A 21418-nucleotide genomic window follows, 5' to 3' on the forward strand; every position below is an offset into this window, starting at 1 on the left:
TTTCGTGATGTATAACCGATTAAGCCACCCACATATGTTGTTCCACTCACATCACCTAATGCATAGTTGTTCGTAATTACCATGTTTCCTGAAGAGCTTGGAATTTGTCCAATCAGTCCACCTACATACTCTCCTCCACTTACATTGGATGTTGAATAGCTTTCATTCACAGACATATTGCCGTTAATTCCAATCAGTCCACCTACGCCATTTCCATTTCCACTTCCAGTTACAGTTCCTAAAGCATAGCTTTTATTTAACGTTCCAGCGTTCGTAGAGCCAAATAATCCTCCTACATAGCTCGCTCCATGAACCGTACTGTTTTCTGTTAGTTTGATCTCTGTAGCTAGCGCTCCCCTTACATTACCAACCAATCCACCTACGTAGTTCGCTCCACTAACTGTACTATTTCCCGTTAGTTTCACGTTCTCGATGATTGTCGTTCCAGCTGCAATACCGATTAAGGAGCCAACATAGTTCTTCCCTGTGATTTGGATATCGTTTAATTCCAAGCTCTTAATCGTTGCATTTGATGTATAACCAAACAAGCCGATATAGTCTATACTAGATTGATCGATTACAAGATTATGAACCTTGTATCCGTTCCCATCTAATGTACCTGTGAACGTGGCACTGTTAGTGCCAATTGGTGTCCATTCTTCACCTTTGAGATCTATATCATTCATCAGTTTGTAATGCGCACCTAATTCATTACTTATCCCCTTTAAATCCTCGACAGAATAAATTAAATAAGGAGAATCAATTGTTCCACTACCTGTTTCTTCTGCTAAAGCTTGTATTTCATTAATGGGTAAAGTCAATGATAGACTTAATAAAATGAATAAAAATAAACGAATAAAAAAATGATGCTTAAATTTGTTTGACATTTTACAACCCTCCTATGGATTTTTTTGTAAATTACAGACATAAAATGTGATAAATTGCAATATTCTTCCCTTTTCGACAATACCCAACTATTTTTATACCACATTTTTCCGTTGAGAAAAAGGTTGATTTTTTCTTCTACTATTCAAAACAGGGAACATAGTCACTTATTGCAAGTAGATCCATACTCCATACGTGAGGAAAATTATAATGGTCATTATGACTGAAAGGGTGTTTGGTAAGGGGTACGGGCTTTATGATAGAGGTAAGAACCAGGAGAGTGAGTAAATTCAGAATGTGTTAAACAAAAAAATATATCAATGGGTAAAATATAAAGGTGGTGAAAATAGAAAATGTCCACCAATATATAAACATGAACGGCATAGAAAAATAAGGACTTCCATAAAAAGAGAAAATTCATTTACAGGTGAGAAATTAAGAAAAGGGAATAGTCCCTTAAAAAAAAGAAATCACATTCTTAAACAAGGTTAGGGAATTCAAGAGGGTGCGAGGTTAAGTCAAGGACGATTACTACTGAAAAGTAAAAAGTATATCGCTTTCAAGAGCTACATATAGAAGTAGGGTTTTCTATTATTATCCTTTGTTCAGGACTAGCACTTGTTTTTTCAAATCGTTAAACAAGCATCTTCAGAAACTTAAAAACCTTAGCCCTTTGAGTAGCGGGCTAAGGTTGCTTAAAGTCTAATTTTTCCTAATATTTTTTTACACAAAGTACCCTTCCGAGGAGAAAATTTTTTTGCGCTAAATAGATCATATAGGGAACCTTAGCAAATATATTCCTACTTTCTTTTTTTCACAACCTAAAAATAACATAGTTAACACCTTTTAAACATCTCATTTACATATTAATTTAACATCTTCATGTCACATATTACGAGCTATGTACGACTTCATAGATTTCTATCTTTGATCCAGTTGCAGTTGTGCCTCGTGTTCGACGCTCAGCGTGAGCTTGACGAAAAGCATCGCTTTCAGTCCATGCCTTAAAATCTTCCTTGCTTTCCCATTTTGTATACACAACTTGTTTCTCTTCTTCCGACGAGCTTAAAAATTGAAATTCTACACAACCTGGTACCTTTTTCATATTTTCAGCACTTTTGCTAAATAACTCAACCATTTTTGACTTACCGTCTTCAGGTACAGTTAACACATTCATCACTACATACATGTTATAACCTCCACTTTCTGTTATTGGATAAGATCTTTTTAATCACTTTACATTCTTATATCCATCTTAACAGCAAACCTTTGCATTATTCAATTTTTACACTTAATCGTCACGGAATCACAATAATATATAAACAGTAAATATTAAAGAAATAGCATTTTTTCAAAGCTAGTTGTCACATTAACTGTTGTTTCGTTTTCAAAATAAAAAAATCACACATATACACCAAAAGCTCGTGGCACCATCACTTCTTTATATAATAAACGTGTATAACCATCTCTTGCTGTTTTAATTGGTAACACTAGCGATAAAAGTGTCTTTAAAAAACAAAAAGACTGGCCTATAAAACCTTTGTCAAAATAGCTAACACATGTATGCGTATTACTATAAAGGTTATTGGCCAGCCTTATCTTTAGCAAGAAATAAACGGCATTATATATCTTTGCAAAAATAACAAAACGTTTATACATTTAAAAATGGTTTAATTTTCGGAAACACTTTTATTGCATTATGATAAAAAACATCCTCGTGATGCTGCTCTGGTACTAGCTCCTTCACTAAATCAATGTATGCTTGTATCGGAGCAAGTGGCCAATCTGTGCCAAATAATAGCTTGTCGTAACGATCACAAAACGTTAAAGCATGACGTATATGATCTAAAAAATTGGAGTTTATATGCTTTTCAATATCTTGTTTTGTACCAACAAGCCAACCGGATAAATCTGCGTACATATTAGAGTTTTTATATACTACTTCTGCTCCATCTAACACCCACGGATCTCCGAAGTGAGCCATCATAAAAGTGACATCACGATGCTCTACAGCAACTTCATCAAGTGTAAGAGGGTGGGAATACTTTAATAAGCCTCTCTCTGAATAAGTATCTCCTGTATGAAATACGACTGGTAGCCCATATTTCGCAGCTATTTTATATACTGGCTTATAAACGTCATCATACGCATAAAAAGGATAGTACCCTAAATAAATTTTTATCCCGACTACATGAGGCTTCTGAACTTCTTTCTCGAGCATTCGCAATGATTCATTAGTTAAAGTATAAGGATTAACCCCTGCACAATATACAATAGAAGGAGGAATTGACGACGATAGATCAATCCCCATAGGTGTTTGTGCATACTTTGAAGGAAATCCTTGATTGGACGTTTCAGTTAACCCCATTGCAATCCCAAGCACGACATTTGCGTCTTCAAATTCCTTTACGATTCCTTCAGATGAGTAATTAACTTTTGACATTTCATCTGCAGTTTGAAAGAAGCTATTAATATTTGAAAAATGCAAGTGAGCATCAATAATTTTCATGCAATTTTTCCTCTTTTGTTAGAACTAAATTTGCTAAATGATGCAGTGCCTTGTGATTAATTTTACCCTTGCCTACTGTAATGAGTAACGGTTTTGTAAATATTGTTTGACGATTAGCTAAGTGTAGCTTTTGATTGATACTTGTAAAATTCACATCCTTGTTCATATATACTTCAGTCTCAGATACTTCATCATGTTGAATGATGTGTAGTAATTCGTCTACTTCATCCCCACCAAACGCATGCTGAAGTTCTAATTTAGCCTCGTATTCCGCACCACCACCAGTAACCTTCACATCACCATTTTGTATAAAGGTTTTATCCAAATGTGAATTTGGTTTGATAGACAATTCAGTTTCCAATTTTTTATCGAGTAGGTACGTGCCTGTATGTTGTTCAATTTTCGAGAAATGAGCAACGACAGGTACCCCTGGTAGCATAACAAAATATTGATGAAAATTAAGTCCTTTATATTTTTCGTGTTCTGTAATGCTCGTTGAAATTTCTAAACCTTCCCAAACATTATGAAATTGATCCTTTAAAGTAGCAAACTGAATCGAAGATGATTCCTTGCTCCAAGAGCGGTTACTTAAATCACTCATTGTGCTACGAATACCACCTGACCATGGATTCCACCACGATTTAGATGTTAGTTTTGGAAAGGATGAGTCTAACCACTCTACTCCATTCATTTTTAATGAAAATAGCGTAGGGAAAAAGTCTGTTGATGCTCCTATTTCTATTAAACCATTATTCACTCTATGAACCTTTAGGTCATCCTCTTCAACAATATGATGCACAACTTTATCATTTGAAGGTTTCAGTAAGACACGGTCTGAATAATATACTATATTATTACGTCGATCTTTCACCTTCACATGTACGAACGGATCATGAATCTGCTTAACTGGGACAGATACTTCATGCTCTCCTGCGTATGTGTCATTTGCCAAGGTGACTTGGACAGTTCCATCAGATGAGGTATTTTTCTTTTGTTCGGTTTTAATGACGATTTCATTTGTTGAGATAACAGGGTTTCTATCATTATATACAACCTCAATTGCATCCTGTGGCAACTGTTTGTTGACAGGCTTTCTTTCCGCGAAACGACGGAATTCTTTCCATGTTTGAAAGGCACCTATGTTGATGAAGATTGGCTCTGTTTGTACAGTCACTCCTCCATCAAGCTTACCAAGGTTTTGTTCACAATATGTGTACCAGTTTTCAAATTGCAACTGCGATTGCTTTGGCCAGCAAAATCCACTAGGGTAAGGTTTGTATTGTGAAAAAATCCAGTTTTCCGTAAGCTTAGAGCTTTCCCATTCTCCGTAAAAAGTGAAGCCTTTACCGTGTTCAACTAGCTCATGATTATAATGAAAAATTGGGTTTTCCAGACTATGATAAATCGGCTGACTTATCCACACATCTTCTGATGTAGCTTCATTACCTTCGTTCGTCAGTTGTACTGCTGCTTCTATTAAACCTTCTGCAAAAAGCTTATAAATATAAACAAATGAAATGTTATTCATCGACTCTGATTCAAATGTTGCCTTTAAAACCATTGCTCCTTGTTGTTGCTCAAACTCCACCTTCTTTGGTTTTCTCTTAGAAAACTCATCGTTATACGGCTTCCCAAGCTTAGGAAACATGAGCGTTGTCGGTTGAGAATCACTCATTATACGACCGGGAATGAATTGATTATTAAACTTACTAAAATATCCTTGGTAGCTCCCATTATATATATGCCAGTATTCATCACATTCCCCGTCAAATTGCGCGCCAATCCCTTTAAAGCCAACCCCAATTCGTTTATTAAAGGTTTGTTCAGTATGACCGTCCCTAATAACACACACTTCTATTTCCGGTCCATAAAAACCATAGTCATGTAAGTATGCATCGATCGGTATAGACATTTTTTCTTTCCCTTGTAATGTTACTTCTATCTTTTGTTGCTTAATCGTTAGCAAATTCGTAGAAGGTAGTGAGAAAGAAAATGTTTGCTCGCCCTTCGATTGATTTTCAATATCAAGGAAAAAGGTTATCTCTTCCCCTGCCATAAATTGCTCTTGTGGTGCAGCAGCTTTTATATTTGCAGGTAATTTTGGATTCACTCCAATTGCAAAAGTAGCTTTTTTGCCATTTATCCACACATTTGTTTGCACAGCTGGATGCGTTCGCCACGGACTTTGCTCTTCCACATAGTCAGCGATTGAGAACATCGCTTCAATAGTCTTTTCACCTTCGACCATGACTTCATTCTCATATAAGAATCTAATTTGCCCTTGCTCTTCCCCTTCAAATCGAAATTGAAGTGGCTCATTGGTTTTATTTATGACATGAAATTGGATTTGATGGGATTTATTACAAACAAGTTCAAAATCCTCTACTGTAGCTTCTACTAAATAGTCATCCGTTTCAATAAGCCGTAAACCACGTCCTGACCTTTCAAACTGCATACGTAATTTTCCATAGTTCTCGTCGTTCCACGAATACTCGTAATAAACAAAATGATTACGCTTAATATCGTCTGGTACGACCTCAATTTGTCGATCACTAGCAGTATACCAATCTACTTTTGCAAAATAACCTTTCACTGCATCTGTAGCGAGCACAGTTGGAATAAAATTCATCAAATGTGTAGTATCATCACGATCTTCCCAAAAGAACCCACATTTTTTGTAAAGAGGAACAGCCTTCGTATTTCCGGGCCATGTATACAAGTCAAGACGCGGCCATTTCCTTTGAATTACTTCGTTTAATACTGTTGTGACGAGCATTTTTCCAATCTTCTTCCCATGATAATCTGGGTGAACATTTAATAATGGAATATACATAGCTCCTCGATCTTCACGGTATTCAGATAAAGAACAATAACCAACTACCATATCTCCGTCCATTGCTAAAAATACTTTAATATTACTAGAATTTTCCTCCTGTACCTTCACCTGTACACCTGTTTTAACAGATGTGGAACCTCCCCAGCCCTCTTGACTGTTATTCCACATATCTGCTACAGCTTCAGCTAATCCGTTATGATATTCTACAATATTAATATCTGATGTCACTTTCCCCATGATCATTCTCCTTATTGAAATGCTCAACAAATCCGTCAGTGATTCCACTCTAGAAGCTTTTTGCTTTCATTTCGTATTTATAGCTTAGTTCTTCTAGAACAATACCTCGTTATTAAAAGTCGCTTGTCATTGTTGAACACTCAGTTGTAGTTTTTTCTTATTTCTACGTTTTACAATTCCTAACCTTATGAAAATCCTTCAACTTTTTTGTTATTACCATCTCAATCTCCTCCTTATATTTTTTTAGATACTAAACTATCCATTGCTAATATTCAAAAAAATAGATTAATACCCATTTTTATACTAACGAATGTACAGATAATTGTAAATGTTTTTTAGAATAGTAATAGTTGTATTAATTTAATTAGCTTTTTAAGTAAGAATTTTTTCCGCTTTGATTGTTTTTCGTACGTAGAAATAATTATGTATCCAACTACAGTGGCTTGGCATATGTTCTTCTATAAAGGCTGTTTTCGCATTAATTGTTGCTTTTCGTACTAAGAGCCAAACACGTAGACAACTAAAGATCGTGGCATCTTTCCTCCTGTACAACAATGACTAACCATGTAAAAACCATAATCGGATAACAATAGCAATAACGTTTAAGAAAAGAGCCTCTATATAAGAGGTAACATTCACATTAGTTATATAAAAAAGTACAAAACTTAAGACACATAAATAACAAAAAGAAATGTATGATTTTACACACATTTCCTTTTAAATGGATATTTTCATATTGACTGTTGTTTAACATTAACCCTGTACATACAGCTATTATTTTTGCTCTTAATATTCGTTTTTTAACTGTCTTTCCCAGATAAACCATAGAGCATAAATTGAATAGTGTGCTCAATCTCTTGTTCGTCATCCCATTCAGCATCAGGTAAAATGAATAACCTTGTAAGAATAAATCCAATACCAGTAGTTAAAATCATACGGATAACCGTTTTTGAAGGGAGATCAATAATATCCCCTTGCTGTTGGAAATGTTCAATAATCTTTTGCAATTGAACATATATATGTTCTGTAAATATACTCGTAAATTGCTCTTTCAGCTCCTCCTGAAAAGGGATCTCTTGCAACAGGATTTTCAGCATCGGTAAATGCTTCTTAGCGAATTCTAAGCGGTTAGTTAGTAACGCTCGAAGAAAATCCTCCGCTTGATTGTATTGATTTTTCTTAAACACTTCTTTCACGAATGATTTTGCGAGCAATGGTGTAATAATTTTTGTCCAAGTTGGAACTACGATTGAAATTAATAGGTCATGCTTGGTTTTGTAATGTCGAAAAATTGTACCCTCTGCTACCCCAGCCCTTTTGGCTATTTCACTAGTAGATGATGCTGCAAATCCCTTTTCGGAAAATATTTCAACAGCAGCCTCAAGGATTTTCTTTTGCTTAGGACTAAGTTTTTCGTCACGACTACCCATTTCTAGAAGCTCTTCAAGCCATTCTTTATCCTGCATTATGATTAACTCCTTATATCTGCTAGCTTTTGCTCTCTTCTATCACCATGTTGAAATACCAGCTTTTTATACTTTTATAATCTTCTATGCTTCTTTAAAGCTACTACATTTAATACCATAAATAATAAAGAGAATCCAAGCAAGACGAATACATCAATTTGTATATCAGCCCAGCCTCCACCACGGATCATAATGTCTCTCATAGCATCCCCACCATACGTCATCGGCATAATTACACTTAATGACTGTAACCACGGTGCCATTGTTTCCAAATGGAATAATCCAGAAAAGAACACCTGTGGAATAATAACTAGCGGGATAAATTGGATCATCTGCAATTCGTTATTAGCAAATGCAGACAAGAATGTTCCTAAAGTGAGTGCAGTTAATGACAATAGAAATGTAATGAGTAACACATACCAAATTGATCCAACCATAATAATATCAAGAATTTCTATTGAGAAGAACACAATGATAGTCGCTTGAACGGTTGTGAATATACCGTATCCTAAAGCATAACCTATAACCATTTCCCACCGTTTGAGCGGTGTAGATAATATACGATCTAACGTACCACTCGTTCTTTCTCGTAAGAAAGAGACCCCTGCAATTAAAAATACGAAGAAAAATGCAAAATAACCGATTAAAAATGGACCAATGTTATCAAAGAGAGCCATCTCATCTGAACCATGTAAATATGTGAATTCAGGCTTTATTAACGATTGTTGCTCGTTTTCCAGCTGTTGAAATGCTTGTTGTATTGATAATAAAACCGCTTTATTGACAGTAGGATCACTACCTTCAAGGCTAATGTGCGGTACATTCTGATCCATAATAATAAATGCATCTATTTCTTGCTCAGTAAGCTTTGTTTCTGCTTCTTCTTGATTTATCGAAAGTAGCTCTACATTTTCCTCTTCTAGTTGCTCTAACAACATATCTGGGACATCAACCATCCCTATTGTAGGTGTGTATTCGTTACCATCAAATACTAGCGACATTAACCATAAAATAAACATAGGGGCTACTAACATAAGACCTATCGTTCGTTTATCTCTCAAGAACTGACGAATAATTCGTATAACCATCGCTCTTATTCTCATCCTCTTACACCCCCGAATGTTAAAAAGGCTTCTTCTAGAGTGTTAGCTCTCGTTTGGGCTTTTAACTCCTCTGGTGTACCGAGTCCGATTAAGCACCCTTCTCGTATCATACCGAGGCGAGAACACTTCTCTGCTTCATCCATGACATGTGTTGTTACGATGATTGTTTTTCCGTTATCTTTTAATCTTCTTAATTCATCCCAAATCGATTGTCTTAAGATAGGATCAATCCCAACAGTCGGCTCATCTAATAATAAAACTTCTGGCTCATGAACAATAGCAATAGCAAGTGATAACCGCCGCTTCATTCCTCCAGAAAACTGGTGAACAGGCTTTTTCTTTTCTGGTAGCAGGTTGACCAGTTCTAATACTTTATCAATTCTTTGTTGCTTTACCTGGCCTTTTAAACCATAAATCGTAGCAAAAAAATCAATGTTTTCAAATGCTGTTAGTTCATTATATAACGCATCTGATTGTGCCATAAAACCAATTTTATTCATCATCTTTAAATTAGGCATCTTAGTGTCTAAAACCGATATCGACCCTTCAGTTACTTCATCTATTCCACCTATCATTTTTACGAGTGTTGTTTTTCCAGCTCCAGATGGACCAAGTAAACCAAAAAACTCTCCGAAGGAAATGTCAAATGTTACATCTTGTAGCGCAGCTTTTTTACCAAACCTCTTTGTTACATGACTAACTGAAATACAAGTATCATTATTCACGTTGTATCCCCCCATTTTAGTGAGTGATTACTCACTTTTATTATACGTTGCATTTCAATTATATGTAAATGTTTTTTTGCTCTTTTCGCATAGATTGTTGGTTTACGTACTATAAATAAACTCGTTACATTTTCTCTGCTATAAAACGATGACTGTTGAGTATTTTCTATATTGCAACAAAATTTACGAAAAGAGCCTGTATTTTTGTTGTGATAATTACATTGGCATAGGTAAATGGTGTTTTGATCTGATTGACCCTAGTCATTAATGTAATTGTTGAAGCTGAGTTTCTGTTATGCGAAAACAGCTTTTAATTTTTTTCGTTAATCTCTGCCTTTTCAGCCTTTCTTAAACTGTTAAACACTAATTCATAAGACCTATCAATCATTTGTAAGATTTGTTTATTTGGTACTGTGCCATCAACTGTAATTGTATTCCAATGTCGCTTGTTTAAATGATAACCTGGTTTAATGGCTGGATATTGCTCACGAAGCATTTCATTAACATCTGGCTCACATTTTAAGCTAATGGCAGGATGGGTTTCTCCTTGAGACAAAATAGCAAACATTTTAGTTCCTACCTTCATCACATGCGCATCATCCCCAAATGGAAAATCCTCATAAGCACCTCGTTTTGTTAAACAACTTTCCTGCAGCTCTTTGAAATCCATCTTATCTCTCCTTTTTATGATTTTGATGATTTTGTTTATCCGTTTCATATGTAATTTTCTTCTAAAATATAATCAATAGCTTGTTCGATAAACTTAACAACTTCGTCATTCATCGGATATAGTCCTAGCTTTTTAGATTTCTCCTTTGATTTGCGAACTTCCCAAAATTTCAGTTCCAGTTCTTCATCTCCATGAAAGGTTTCTTTCGACAGTAATAGGATATCTTCTGCAATGAGTTGACCTTCTGCAGATTCTGGTTTTATGCTGTTTTTCAAACATAACTCCACCCTCCTAATAATGTTAATCCACTTCTTAGTTTGCTCATCGTCCTCGCCCATTTTTGGAAGGTTATTTGAGAGTGCATCAACTTCCTTTTCATTAAAAAACTCCTTCCAAATCATTTCTTTTTGTTCTGCTGACTTACGATGTTGATATTCATCTATTAGTGGTAACAAAACCTCCCAATTTAATTGTTGTTCTACTCTTATACTAGTTAAAATCGTCGTTGTATGATTCAACGACCCTTGTAGCTCAAGAATTTGGTTCTCTAATGACTTTTTATGGACAACTAAAATGTCTTGAACTGTGATTTGATCTAGAACTTTTTTAATGTCATCAAGAGAAAGTGTGAGAGCTTTCAGTATTGTAATCTTTTCTAGTTTAAGCATATCTCCCTCTGAATAAAGACGTCGGCCGTTGTCTTCTTTAATCGTCGGTTCGACGAGTCCTATTTGATCATAGTAACGAAGCGTTCGTACGGAAAGATGAAGCTTCTTTGAAGCGTCACCCGTTGAATAATATGTCACTTCTATTCCCCCTATTAGCAAGCACAATAATTTCATAACAAACTACTCCTAAATTAAGAAAAATAACTTTCTAAAAACCATTTAGGTAAAACATTTCTATGGATATACGAATTTTTCGGAGCATCTTTTCTTCTATAAAAAGGTGAATGTTGAGCAAAATCTTCCTTTATAGGAACTATATCAACAAAGTTTACGGATAGTTATTTTCATAACGATTGTTAAAAAATGCCATCTATTCTGACAATATCCCATAAAACACTTTAGAAAAAGTACTTGCAGGTGACGTTACGTCACCTTTTACAATAATTGTATCATATGGAATTTATTCATATCGAAGTCATTCACCATTCTTACTAAAACATACATTAATTTGGAGGATTTATTTATGGAAAGTATACAAATTACACGATTCGATTTTAAAGATGAAGTTTGGACATGGAAGGAATTCATAGGAGCACTTATAGTAGCATTCGTTGTTGTACCCATACTTATTGAATATTTATTACATGCATATATAAATAATATATTAGCAAACGATCTATATGCAGGTACCTTCACTGGGCTAATTATGGCAATATGTTTTCTATATAGTATTTATATGATTTCATTAAAGCCTCATCATTTAACATGGAAGGATATTGGTCTACGATCGTTTCCAATTCAATATTTGACATGGATTATACTTTGGATAATACTTTTAATCATTGTTGGCGTCATTTTACTATTTGCTATGTCGTGGTTTGGAGTTAGCTATGAAAATAGTAAAACAGCTAGTATTCAATCGCAGGTCACTCCTGTTAACTTTATCATTGGGTTTGTATCTGCTAGTGTAATTTCTCCTTTTTATGAAGAAATTTTTTATCGGGGGTTTATTTATAAATGGCTAAGGGCGAAATGGGGGATATATACCGGTATGTCGGTTAGCTCATTAATCTTTATGCTCGTTCACATACCAACATATAATGTGCTGCCAATCACTTTTGTAAGTGGACTTGTTTTTTCATGGACATACGAACGGACAGGGTCGGTCATACCAGCTATGATCATTCATGGTTGCTTTAATGGTATTGCTGTAGTAGTTACAGCTTTGGCCTAGTATCACATATAAGGAGTTAGCTAGGGTTTAATTTCAGAGGTCATATTGAAAATTGAAATGAGAGTCCAAAGCTCTTTTAAAAATTAGGAGGAGAAGTTCGTTATGGATTTCGTGCTAGAACATAAATGGATTTTTTTAATTATTGCTGAAATCTTCTTTTGGGTGTTTATGATATCATTTTTGACTGTTCGCTATTGGTTTGGGTTAAAAAAGCTGAGCATGCTTTTATTTCTCATTTTTATCATAAATGATCTATGGATTGCAGCAATGGGGTTTTTTGATTATTTAAAAACAGGAGATTTTACGAGCTATCAGATCATTATTTTAGTTATTATCGTCTACGCTCTCACATACGGTAAAGCAGATGCACAAAAGTTAGATACTATTATTCAACAAAAAGTTGCTCTTTGGAAAGGAGAACCTATCCCTCAAGCTAAACCAGCTAAAGTACTATATGGTAAAGCTCATGCCAAAAATCAACGAAAACAATTTTTTTCTCACTTTCTTATCTTTGCTATTGTACATTTCATATTATTCATTTCTTACGGTTTGTCAGAAGAAATTGTTAATATTAACAGCATCGAACAACTATTTACAGTTTGGCTTAACAATAAAAATGCTACTTTCCCTTTTAACAACGCAATTGTAAATAACCTAAGCAGAATTTGGATGATCATTCTAACACTTGATGCGGTGATCTCACTATCATATTCAGTCTTTCCAAAATCGAATAAAGCAGCTTCTTCATAACAAGTAGGACAACGGTAAAACTACTAGCGCTGGGAGATTTCCCTAGCGCTTGTTATCATTTCACGTAAGAAAGCCTCTATATCATGTCGACAACAGTATAATAAAAAAATTAGGCTGTTATAGGATTGCTTCTACAGCTTAAAAAATAATACTAATCGAACATTTTTAGTTACCCTAACTTTAATAGAATAATAAGAAAGATTGTGAAAAGAGCTTTTACAAAAGGCTATTTTCGTATAATATATTGCTTTTATTCACATATTTTCAACCGCATGCAGTGGTTTGGTATACTTTGATTTGCAGAAGAAAGGCTGTCACTAACTCTATATTTATACGTGTTAAGACCTTAGTACGAATAACAACAGTTTATGCGAAAACAGCCTACAAATAACAACTAAACTCATTACCTCCTTCCACCTAAATATCATACACAAAAAATGTAATTATTCCCTCTTCACAATAACCTAGCTACTAAACTACGATTGGATATACATACCATTGAAATGAATTAGACATCTATACTAATATCAACAAAGATTAGTTACTAAGTAATGTGCTCATTTACTTATAGCTCTCAAATTTTATTAATTGTATAATATGTGACTATAGCATTCTATCTTCCATTATTAGTAATAATAATCAATCATCATTGGAACAAGGGGAAAATATGAAAAGGTATAAAATGATTTTTAAGTCTTTAAGTGTCATGGCAGGATTGTTTTTGCTTTTTGCATTCGTTATTGGCATTGTTCAATCTGCTATGAGTATTAATTACACACCTACAAAAGCAAGTCAACAAACAAGCATACTAGAATTAGAGCCTAATAGCGCTTTTACTCCTGTATACGATAATAGGAAGGAAGAATTCACCATTGTAGGGTATTTACAAAATGGACATACATTCGAGATACTACGTGATTATAGCAATGAATGGTGGCAAATTTCCTTTGGTAACGGAAATGGATATGTAAAAAAAACAGATGTCATTGTTAATGAAGAACCATACAGATTGAAGTCTACCAAAAACACAAACGATATGTTTATTACGATTAAAGAAACAAATATATTTGAACAACCATCAGATTCTCTTCATCCTATCGCAACGATTGCTCAAAACTTAAGATATCCTATCATGTCTGAGTCAAACGATTATTATGAAGTGAAGGTAGCAGGTAAGGTCGGCTATGTAAAAAAGTCAGACGTAGAACTTGATGATGGGATTCCAATATTAATGTACCACCATTTTTCATACGATGAAGACAATCTTTACCCTGGTAATCTCAATATCATTCCTCCGCATGAATTTTCTCAGCAAATGACTATATTAGCTGAGGAAGAAGTTGAAACTATTACACTCACAGATTTAGAAGGTTATCTAAATGGTACGACGAATTTACCTGGAAAAGTCGTCGCGTTGACATTTGATGATGGGCTACAGTCTGTTAATGAATATGCTTATCCAGTATTAAAAACCAATAAACAACTTGGAAATTTATTTATTATAACTGGCCGTACTCCGAATGAAGGGGCACCATATAATCCAAAAGCTACAAAATTTCAATATTTGAGTACTCAAATAATTGATAACATGAGAGATGTTTTTTCCGTTTCCGCTCATACACATAATATGCATCGGCTAAAAGGACAAACAAGTCACTTAGTCGCTAAGCCTCTTGAAGAAGTACAAGAAGATTTACGATTGAATAAATCAATCTTGGAGACAGATTACTTTGCTTATCCTTTTGGCAAATATAATAAAGATATAGTAAAAGTTGTGAAAGAGGAAGGGTTTAAAATGGCTTTTACAACTAAACGAGGCTATGTAAAAAAAGGTGATGATCCACACCTATTGAACCGCTTGAATGTTCCTCCTGGAATGACGATAAATGAATATAAAAAACTCGTTGGAATTGACTAATGTTACTGTGGTGAACGTTTAAAATCCTAGTGTAAATCTTTCTAAAAAAGCAATTAGAGACACGACGGGGAGGTCACTACCTTCGATGTTGACGAGCAAATAGTCACATTTACTTGGATTGAAGAGATATAGAGCGGCTTCTCAATTTTTCTCGCGAAGAGAAGCCTCTTTTTTTGTAGTTGGATAGTAAAAGCAGATATTCGGTTAGTAAAAGGTGATTTTTAGATAGTATAGCAGCTTTTTGGATAGTAAAATCAAGTATTTGGATAGTAAAAGGGCATTTTTCGATAGTAAACGCAGATATTTGGATAGTAAAAGATCATTTTTCGATAGTAAAAGTAGCTATTTGGATAGTAAAAGATCATTTTTCGATAGTAAAAGCAGTTATTTGGATAGTAAAAGATCATTTTCGATAGTAAACGCAGCTTTTTGGATAGTAAAAGATCATTTTTCGATAGTAAAAGCAGTTATTTGGATAGTAAAAGCCGCTATCTGGATAGTAACCGTGCTAATTTGGACAATAAAGTAATCTATGGACAAATACCGCTAGCCAACATAGCCAGTGAAAAATTTCTAGGAATCCCTGCAGTGTTGATTATAATAATAAGTTACTTTTACGTACCTGGATATTCTATCTTTTTTGATTTACAGGCTTTTAGCTGGAAAAATAATCTTAGTCTGTATGCAATTATTTTTCTAGGCTATGTAATTACAACAAGCTTTTATAAACAACAAACGAATACAAGTAGTAAAGATAAAAACAGTCAAACTTGAGTGTGAGTGTCTTGTAATAAACTCAATGAACATTGAACAATAATGCCAATGAAATGGATTCTGTTATTAAAGAAATTAGTAATGTCTCCATTCATCAATCCGTGAACTTTTTCTGCAAAATTAACAATTATTATCAAAAAAGAGGCGTATACCTAAGTAATGAGGTTACGCCCTTTTTCATAGTAAATAACAACAATTTGTACTCAACCTTCTATACATGTGGCTGTTTTCGCACTGAATGTATCTAACATATAAGCACATAGCATTTAGCTACTACTTAAACCCTACTAAAGGATTGTTTCAGTTATCTACATCATCTACTTATGACCCAGAGCTAAGAAATCGACTTACGATTAGAATGTGTTACTATTATAATGTTGAATTTGTTAATGCCTCTGAGCTTTCACCATGACAAGAATTATACATTTCTTGTAAATCCTCTTCCCCGAGATCAGGATGTACTTCCTCCATGTATTCTTTCATTTCAGTCCATTCAAAGTTATTTTCGTTCCAACCCATGTTATTCATCTTATCGTCATTAATCATGAAATTACTTGATTGACCTCCATTTGCTAAAGCAGTAGTACCAGCTCCAATTGCTAAGCTTGCAGTTAGTATGCCGACCATTATTTTGTTTTTCATACTTTTTCCCTCCTTCATTTATTTACTGTTATTATCTTAAAAATAAATTGAGAAACTTTGCAGATTCTTAAAACATTTTGTTAACATCCAACTAAATACACGAAGATATTGCATATATACTGAATGTAGCTAATTCCCAATTGACAAACAGAATACGTGGCTGACACTTAGTTCTAATTGCTAACTTTCTTGCCTTGTTCGTATAGCAATAAGTGTTATGTCCCTCGTAATAGACTACATATAGCTCATTCTTACTCACCATTTTTAAAGCATCGAGAAACGAATTATGACATTTTAGTGATAACCATTTTGCTTTTTATCTAATTAACAGTAAATACTGTATAATACCATGTAGAAACTAATAAGGAGTGGATATTAATGAAATTGAAAAGTGTATTTGTAGTCCTCTCAACTGCGTTTTTGTTAGTAGGCTGCAGTGAAGAAAATACACAGACACAATCTCAACAAGAAATGGATCCACAGTCTATTAAAGATTTAGTAAATGACTACAGTATTGGTAACATTGACGCAGAGAATGCATCTATTACATCTGAGCAACTCATTGTAGAGGAAACTAGCGGAGAGAAACGTGAGTATGATTTACCAGATGATGAATTCTTTGTTTCAATTGCACCATATGTAAAGAATACACATCCATGTACAAACCATAGCTTGACAGGCTGCCAAGGTGAACTAGCAAATGAGCAATTTGATGTTGTAATCGTAGATGCATCAGGAAATATTATTATTGAGGAAACAATGGTTTCTGGAGAAAATGGCTTTATTGATATGTGGTTACCGCGTGACAAAGAATACGAAGTTAGAATAACTCATGACGGAAAAATGGCAGAAAACAATTTTTCTACTTATAAAACAGATCAAACTTGTATGACCACAATGCAATTAATGTAAAGAGGAGCGTCTATTAACGCCCCTCTTTTCGTAAACTTTGTTGCTATAGTTCCTAAAATAGAAGAATACTCAACAGTCATATGATATATAAATAAATGGCGAGTGAACCCCTATTTCAATTTTATACCGCTTCATTATCCCATTTCTTATCATCTTGGACGAATAGTATGCCTAGTTCATGATGCTCGCCATCGTATAACGCTCTTTGTGTAAAGCGTACCTGACCATTCACATCAATGACTTCAAGCTTACAGAAAGCACTATTTTTTTGTATAGCTTCGTAAAATTCTTCTACTGATCGAACAGTTACACCATTCACTTTCGTAATCATTTCTCCAACTTGAATTGCCATTTTTTCTGCTGGAGACTGGGAGATAATAGCTAACACAACAAGACCGTGATCACGCTGCGAAAAATAAAAAGGATAGGAGTCATCTTTCAACCGTTGTTGAATGGCAATCATTTCTCTTCCTAATATCGCAATGAATACAGCAATCGTTGCAAATACAGGTAACCAAATACTACTAATAGCAGCAATAGCTACAATCAAACTGAGCAATAAAACGCGTTTTCCTGTTTGTTGGATCATTTCAGATGGATGCATACCTTGAATATGCATTGAAAAACCGATGACAAAAGGAACGAAACATAACGCATACTCAGTTTGTCCTATGGAAAAGACAGGCCACCAAGGTATTTGAGTAGTAATAACTTCACCCGGCAATAGAAATAGTACAGGCAACATCCAAATTCGTTGTGCTTTATGTGCCCCTACTTGTAGTCCACGCTTACTTTTTTTCAAATAAGGCGACGTCCCTACCCCACCTTTTTTCCATATTAAAAAACCTTCCATTATCATAAATAATGCGAGTAGAATGGCCAATCCTGACAAGCTTGTCCACAACTGGTCTGACGAAAATGACAACATAGCAAAATTATTCAAGTCTAATTTCGGTAATAATATTAAAGAAAAGAATGTTAAACCTAACACATTTGCTGGTGTTAACAATCTAGGTGTGATCATAAAGCTTAATATCAAAGTAATAATTGCAACAATAACAATAGTCTCTAGTGTTAGAACAATTCCTACCCCGATTGTGACGATTGAAAGAATTGCTCCGGCAAATAGACCGACTGAAAATAAGGATCGAAGCTCAAGAAAAGAATCATAAATACGAACATGGAAATCACGACGTTCTTTCTTCACACGGATAAAGCCGATTAGTAATGTATATGCAATAAAATAATATGTTAATGGATGAAGGAAAAAACGACCAATCGCTTTAAGGAACTCTAATACCCATTCTTCTACCACTAAGCCACCCCCTCAATTATCTATGAAATACGTACAATTAGTTATCTATTATTTTATCAAATTGTTGGAAAAAAGGATACGTTCAATATCAACCTCTGCATGGCCTTTCATGATATGATGTGTTTACACAATTTACACCTATGACTATTACATCAAATACGAATTTATTTAGTATTTCACATGATTGTGTGTGTGATCTAGCAAATGAGTTAGATCGTTATACCTCTTTGTTTACTAAAGTAAATTAGTTACATAAAGTTTTATAAGCGTTTTATAAAGGATGTTTTCGCATTAAGAAATAAACAACTAGAGTTCATGGCATCTTTTCTTCTGTACATCGATAGCTAACAATATAAAACCACATTTTTGAAACTAATTTGATAACAGTAGTAACAAAGTTTGCGACAAGAGCACTAGTTGTATATCTAAGTATTAAAAATAACTATAAAGTATTTAGGGGTGTTTATTTGCAGCAATTTAATACAGCTTCAGAATCAACAAGATTAGTCATAAGACCATTAGCACAAGAAGATTACGAAAACTGGCTTAACGAATTTAACAATAGACTCCAATCTCAACATAGGCATGACGAAGGAAAAATTGATATGAGTATGTGTACACGAGAGTGGTTTAACAACTTAGTAGAAAAGCATCAAGAATTAGCATTGAATGATCAAGTGTACATATTTGGCATTTTCCTGAAAGAAGCAGGTACACATGTAGGAATGATTGATTTTTCCACTTTAGCAAGAGATCATTTTCAATGGGGAAGGATTGGTTATACGGTTCATAATCATCATTGGCGGAAAGGCTATGGTAAAGAGGCTGTAAATGAAGGACTTAATATTGCCTTCAGAGAATTAAAATTCCATCGTATTGAAGCTCATATTAATATTGATAATGCACCATCCATTCAATTAGCCAAAAGTGTAGGTATGGAGTTTGAATGTATAAGGAAAGGCTTTATCTATGAATTCGATGAGTGGACTGACAATCTTGTCTACTACAAAAATTCACATGAAGAAACAGGGATATAAATATAAAGGAAAAAGGTCTGTCACACAATCATGTCCTGTATAACATCTCTAAAAAGATTTTTATACAGAATTCAATGGTAATGTCAGACCTTTTTGCAACTTATTTTGTCAGTTGTTCCAATGCTGCCTTTAATTGAGCGTCATTTTCTTCTTTACCGATTTCCTCAATAATTCTATCTTCTATTTGTGTTGCTGTTTCTTGATTTATAACTCCTGTGGCTTCAAGGTTATTCGCTTGCTGAAACTTCGATACAGCTGTTTCAGTTTCTTTCCCGAAATAGCCGTCTTCACGGCCTGGGTCGAAGCCGAGTCCTTTTAACATGATTTGAATATTTTTAATGTGTTCAGAATTCATATCATAGGTTAAATCTTCTTCAAACTGGATTGGATTTGTGTAAAAATAAGCTGGTTGCTTCACTTCAATAGTTGGCTCCACACCTTTTTCATGAATCCAGTTTCCATCTGGTGTTAACCATTTAAATTGTGTAAGCTTTACACTGCTACCATCATCCATCGGAATCGCCTGTTGAACTGTTCCTTTTCCGAATGATGTTTCACCTATAATATCGTAACCACCTGCTTCTTTTAACGCCACAGCAAAGATTTCTGATGCAGAGGCACTACCTTCATTAATTAGAGCTACGATTGGATATGGCTTCTGTTCCTTTAATGATGAAGAACTACGTAGCTTCTCACCATTGCGGTCTTCAATTTGTACATATGGCTTATCTTTAGTAACTAATTGTTTTAACATTTTCTCGACACTATCTAAATAACCTCCACCATTACCACGAACATCAACAACAAGACCATCTATATTTTGTTTTTCAAGCTTGTCTAGCTGTTGCTCAAAATCTTCATCCGTGTCTTCAGAAAAAGAAGTAATTTGAATATATCCTAAGCTTTTCCCAGCGTATTCTTTCACAGATGAATAGACTGTTTCAATAGGTATTTCATCTCTCACAACGTCAAAAGTTATTGTGTCAGAAACACCTTCTCGAATCACTTCTAAAACGACGGTCGTACCTTTTTCTCCACGAATTTTTAACACTGCTTCAAAAAGATCCAAGCCTTCTATACTTTCACCGTCTACTGTAATAACTTTATCTTTAGACTTTAGCCCTGCTTTTTCGGCAGGAGAATTTTTAAAGGGTGTTACAATTGTAAGAATGCCATCTTCCATACTTACCTCTGCACCAATTCCTTCAAATGACGATGAAAGTGACTGATTAAATTGGTCAGCTGTCTCCTTATCCATATATGATGAAAACGGATCTTCTAACGTTTCAATCATGCCTTCGATGGCTCCTTCAATCAACTCTGAGTCATCAATTTGTTCTACATAACGATTTTTAATTAATTCAAACACTTCTTCAACTTTTGTAAAATCCTCTTCATCATTGGTGACCTCTTGCTGAACAGCTTTGTCTTCTACACTAGTCAACTGGTCCGACTGAATGACTGGTTGATCATCATCAATATACTTTACTCCAGCGTAAGTACCTCCAGCTCCTAGTAGCATCGATATAACAATCAAAATTACTGCTGTTTTTCGACTCACAACAACGTTCCCCCTTAACTTCGCACTCACTATTATATCATGATGTCCAACTTTCCATTTGAACACACACTATTAAGCGTAACCAAAATAACGTATGATCTTACATATTTATGAAAACATTGTAGCAAAGGCATCACACGATAGTAGTGCGATGCCTTTACAGCAACTATATGAAT

At 34.6% G+C, this 21418-nt stretch carries 18 protein-coding genes; 6 read left to right on the top strand and 12 right to left on the bottom strand.

The annotated features are described in order from the left end of the window. The 9 genes from JM172_RS20690 to JM172_RS20730 all read right to left on the bottom strand — a co-directional run. Positions 1 to 887, bottom strand: an 887-nt coding sequence (locus JM172_RS20690; protein WP_284730491.1) for a ZmpA/ZmpB/ZmpC family metallo-endopeptidase-related protein, incomplete at its 3' end; no start/stop codon positions are given. Positions 888 to 1777: 890 nt separating this feature from the next. Next, on the bottom strand, positions 1778 to 2074 hold the full coding sequence (locus tag JM172_RS20695) for an antibiotic biosynthesis monooxygenase family protein (RefSeq protein WP_214484278.1): 297 nt from the start codon (positions 2072 to 2074) through the stop codon (positions 1778 to 1780). A gap of 462 nt (positions 2075 to 2536) precedes the next feature. Then, entirely contained in the window at positions 2537 to 3394 is an 858-nt protein-coding gene (locus tag JM172_RS20700; protein WP_214484279.1) for an amidohydrolase family protein, read from the bottom strand. Continuing rightward, positions 3381 to 6467, bottom strand: coding sequence for a GNAT family N-acetyltransferase (locus tag JM172_RS20705; protein WP_214484280.1), 3087 nt, complete (start codon positions 6465 to 6467; stop codon positions 3381 to 3383). Before JM172_RS20705 ends, JM172_RS20700 begins: the two co-directional genes overlap by 14 nt. 800 nt (positions 6468 to 7267) lie before the next feature. Beyond that, positions 7268 to 7933 (bottom strand): TetR/AcrR family transcriptional regulator, encoded by a 666-nt coding sequence (locus tag JM172_RS20710; protein WP_214484281.1) that lies wholly within the window; start codon positions 7931 to 7933, stop codon positions 7268 to 7270. A 74-nt stretch (positions 7934 to 8007) separates the two neighbouring features. Beyond that, the gene (locus JM172_RS20715; protein WP_214484282.1) at positions 8008 to 9036 is read right to left on the bottom strand and encodes an ABC transporter permease; all 1029 of its coding nucleotides are present in this window, start codon (positions 9034 to 9036) and stop codon (positions 8008 to 8010) included. Beyond that, a complete protein-coding gene (locus JM172_RS20720; RefSeq protein WP_352223935.1) occupies positions 9033 to 9761 on the bottom strand; it encodes an ABC transporter ATP-binding protein in 729 nt (242 codons plus the stop codon). Before JM172_RS20720 ends, JM172_RS20715 begins: the two co-directional genes overlap by 4 nt. Positions 9762 to 10071: 310 nt before the next feature. Continuing rightward, the gene (locus JM172_RS20725) at positions 10072 to 10431 is read right to left on the bottom strand and encodes an MmcQ/YjbR family DNA-binding protein (RefSeq protein ID WP_214484284.1); all 360 of its coding nucleotides are present in this window, start codon (positions 10429 to 10431) and stop codon (positions 10072 to 10074) included. 44 nt (positions 10432 to 10475) lie between these two features. Further along, a complete protein-coding gene (locus JM172_RS20730; RefSeq protein WP_214484285.1) occupies positions 10476 to 11237 on the bottom strand; it encodes a MerR family transcriptional regulator in 762 nt (253 codons plus the stop codon). Positions 11238 to 11622: 385 nt separating this feature from the next. On the opposite strand from JM172_RS20730, the gene JM172_RS20735 reads away from it, so the two are divergent. The 4 genes from JM172_RS20735 to JM172_RS20750 all read left to right on the top strand — a co-directional run bounded on the left by JM172_RS20735 (position 11623) and on the right by JM172_RS20750 (position 15775). Beyond that, positions 11623 to 12333: a CPBP family intramembrane glutamic endopeptidase gene (locus JM172_RS20735; protein WP_214484286.1), complete on the top strand. Its 711-nt coding sequence runs from the start codon at positions 11623 to 11625 to the stop codon at positions 12331 to 12333. A 102-nt stretch (positions 12334 to 12435) separates the two neighbouring features. Then, entirely contained in the window at positions 12436 to 13083 is a 648-nt protein-coding gene (locus JM172_RS20740) for a hypothetical protein (RefSeq protein ID WP_214484287.1), read from the top strand. A 667-nt stretch (positions 13084 to 13750) separates the two neighbouring features. Then, positions 13751 to 15001 (top strand): polysaccharide deacetylase family protein, encoded by a 1251-nt coding sequence (locus tag JM172_RS20745; protein ID WP_214484288.1) that lies wholly within the window; start codon positions 13751 to 13753, stop codon positions 14999 to 15001. A gap of 513 nt (positions 15002 to 15514) precedes the next feature. Continuing rightward, positions 15515 to 15775, top strand: a complete 261-nt coding sequence (locus JM172_RS20750; protein WP_214484289.1) for a hypothetical protein — start codon at positions 15515 to 15517, stop codon at positions 15773 to 15775. Positions 15776 to 16144: 369 nt separating this feature from the next. Here the strand turns inward: JM172_RS20750 and JM172_RS20755 are convergent, their stop codons facing one another. Next, positions 16145 to 16417, bottom strand: coding sequence for a hypothetical protein (locus JM172_RS20755; RefSeq protein ID WP_214484290.1), 273 nt, complete (start codon positions 16415 to 16417; stop codon positions 16145 to 16147). Between the two features lie 378 nt (positions 16418 to 16795). Between JM172_RS20755 and JM172_RS20760 the strand changes: the two genes are divergently transcribed. Continuing rightward, the gene (locus JM172_RS20760; protein ID WP_214484291.1) at positions 16796 to 17329 is read left to right on the top strand and encodes a CueP family metal-binding protein; all 534 of its coding nucleotides are present in this window, start codon (positions 16796 to 16798) and stop codon (positions 17327 to 17329) included. A gap of 121 nt (positions 17330 to 17450) precedes the next feature. Here the strand turns inward: JM172_RS20760 and JM172_RS25505 are convergent, their stop codons facing one another. Next, complete coding sequence (locus JM172_RS25505) at positions 17451 to 18644, bottom strand: PDZ domain-containing protein (protein WP_214484292.1); 1194 nt, start codon at positions 18642 to 18644, stop codon at positions 17451 to 17453. Positions 18645 to 19111: 467 nt separating this feature from the next. Between JM172_RS25505 and JM172_RS20770 the strand changes: the two genes are divergently transcribed. Then, positions 19112 to 19681 (top strand): GNAT family N-acetyltransferase, encoded by a 570-nt coding sequence (locus JM172_RS20770; RefSeq protein WP_214484293.1) that lies wholly within the window; start codon positions 19112 to 19114, stop codon positions 19679 to 19681. Positions 19682 to 19781: 100 nt separating this feature from the next. On the opposite strand, the gene JM172_RS20775 is transcribed toward JM172_RS20770, so the two are convergent. Continuing rightward, positions 19782 to 21242 carry a S41 family peptidase gene (locus JM172_RS20775; protein WP_214484294.1) on the bottom strand — a complete coding sequence of 487 codons (1461 nt, stop codon included), beginning with the start codon at positions 21240 to 21242 and terminating at the stop codon, positions 19782 to 19784. Between the last annotated feature and the right edge of the window lie 176 nt (positions 21243 to 21418).

Source organism: Bacillus sp. SM2101, assembly GCF_018588585.1.
GTDB lineage: Bacteria > Bacillota > Bacilli > Bacillales > SM2101 > Nanhaiella > Nanhaiella sioensis.

Coding starts and splice junctions, on each gene's coding strand:
- JM172_RS20695 (WP_214484278.1), bottom strand. CDS start 2,074: ATGTATGTAGTGATGAATGTGTTAACTGTACCTGAAGACGGTAAGTCA.
- JM172_RS20700 (WP_214484279.1), bottom strand. CDS start 3,394: ATGAAAATTATTGATGCTCACTTGCATTTTTCAAATATTAATAGCTTC.
- JM172_RS20705 (WP_214484280.1), bottom strand. CDS start 6,467: ATGGGGAAAGTGACATCAGATATTAATATTGTAGAATATCATAACGGA.
- JM172_RS20710 (WP_214484281.1), bottom strand. CDS start 7,933: ATGCAGGATAAAGAATGGCTTGAAGAGCTTCTAGAAATGGGTAGTCGT.
- JM172_RS20715 (WP_214484282.1), bottom strand. CDS start 9,036: ATGAGAATAAGAGCGATGGTTATACGAATTATTCGTCAGTTCTTGAGA.
- JM172_RS20725 (WP_214484284.1), bottom strand. CDS start 10,431: ATGGATTTCAAAGAGCTGCAGGAAAGTTGTTTAACAAAACGAGGTGCT.
- JM172_RS20735 (WP_214484286.1), top strand. CDS start 11,623: ATGGAAAGTATACAAATTACACGATTCGATTTTAAAGATGAAGTTTGG.
- JM172_RS20740 (WP_214484287.1), top strand. CDS start 12,436: ATGGATTTCGTGCTAGAACATAAATGGATTTTTTTAATTATTGCTGAA.
- JM172_RS20745 (WP_214484288.1), top strand. CDS start 13,751: ATGAAAAGGTATAAAATGATTTTTAAGTCTTTAAGTGTCATGGCAGGA.
- JM172_RS20755 (WP_214484290.1), bottom strand. CDS start 16,417: ATGAAAAACAAAATAATGGTCGGCATACTAACTGCAAGCTTAGCAATT.
- JM172_RS20760 (WP_214484291.1), top strand. CDS start 16,796: ATGAAATTGAAAAGTGTATTTGTAGTCCTCTCAACTGCGTTTTTGTTA.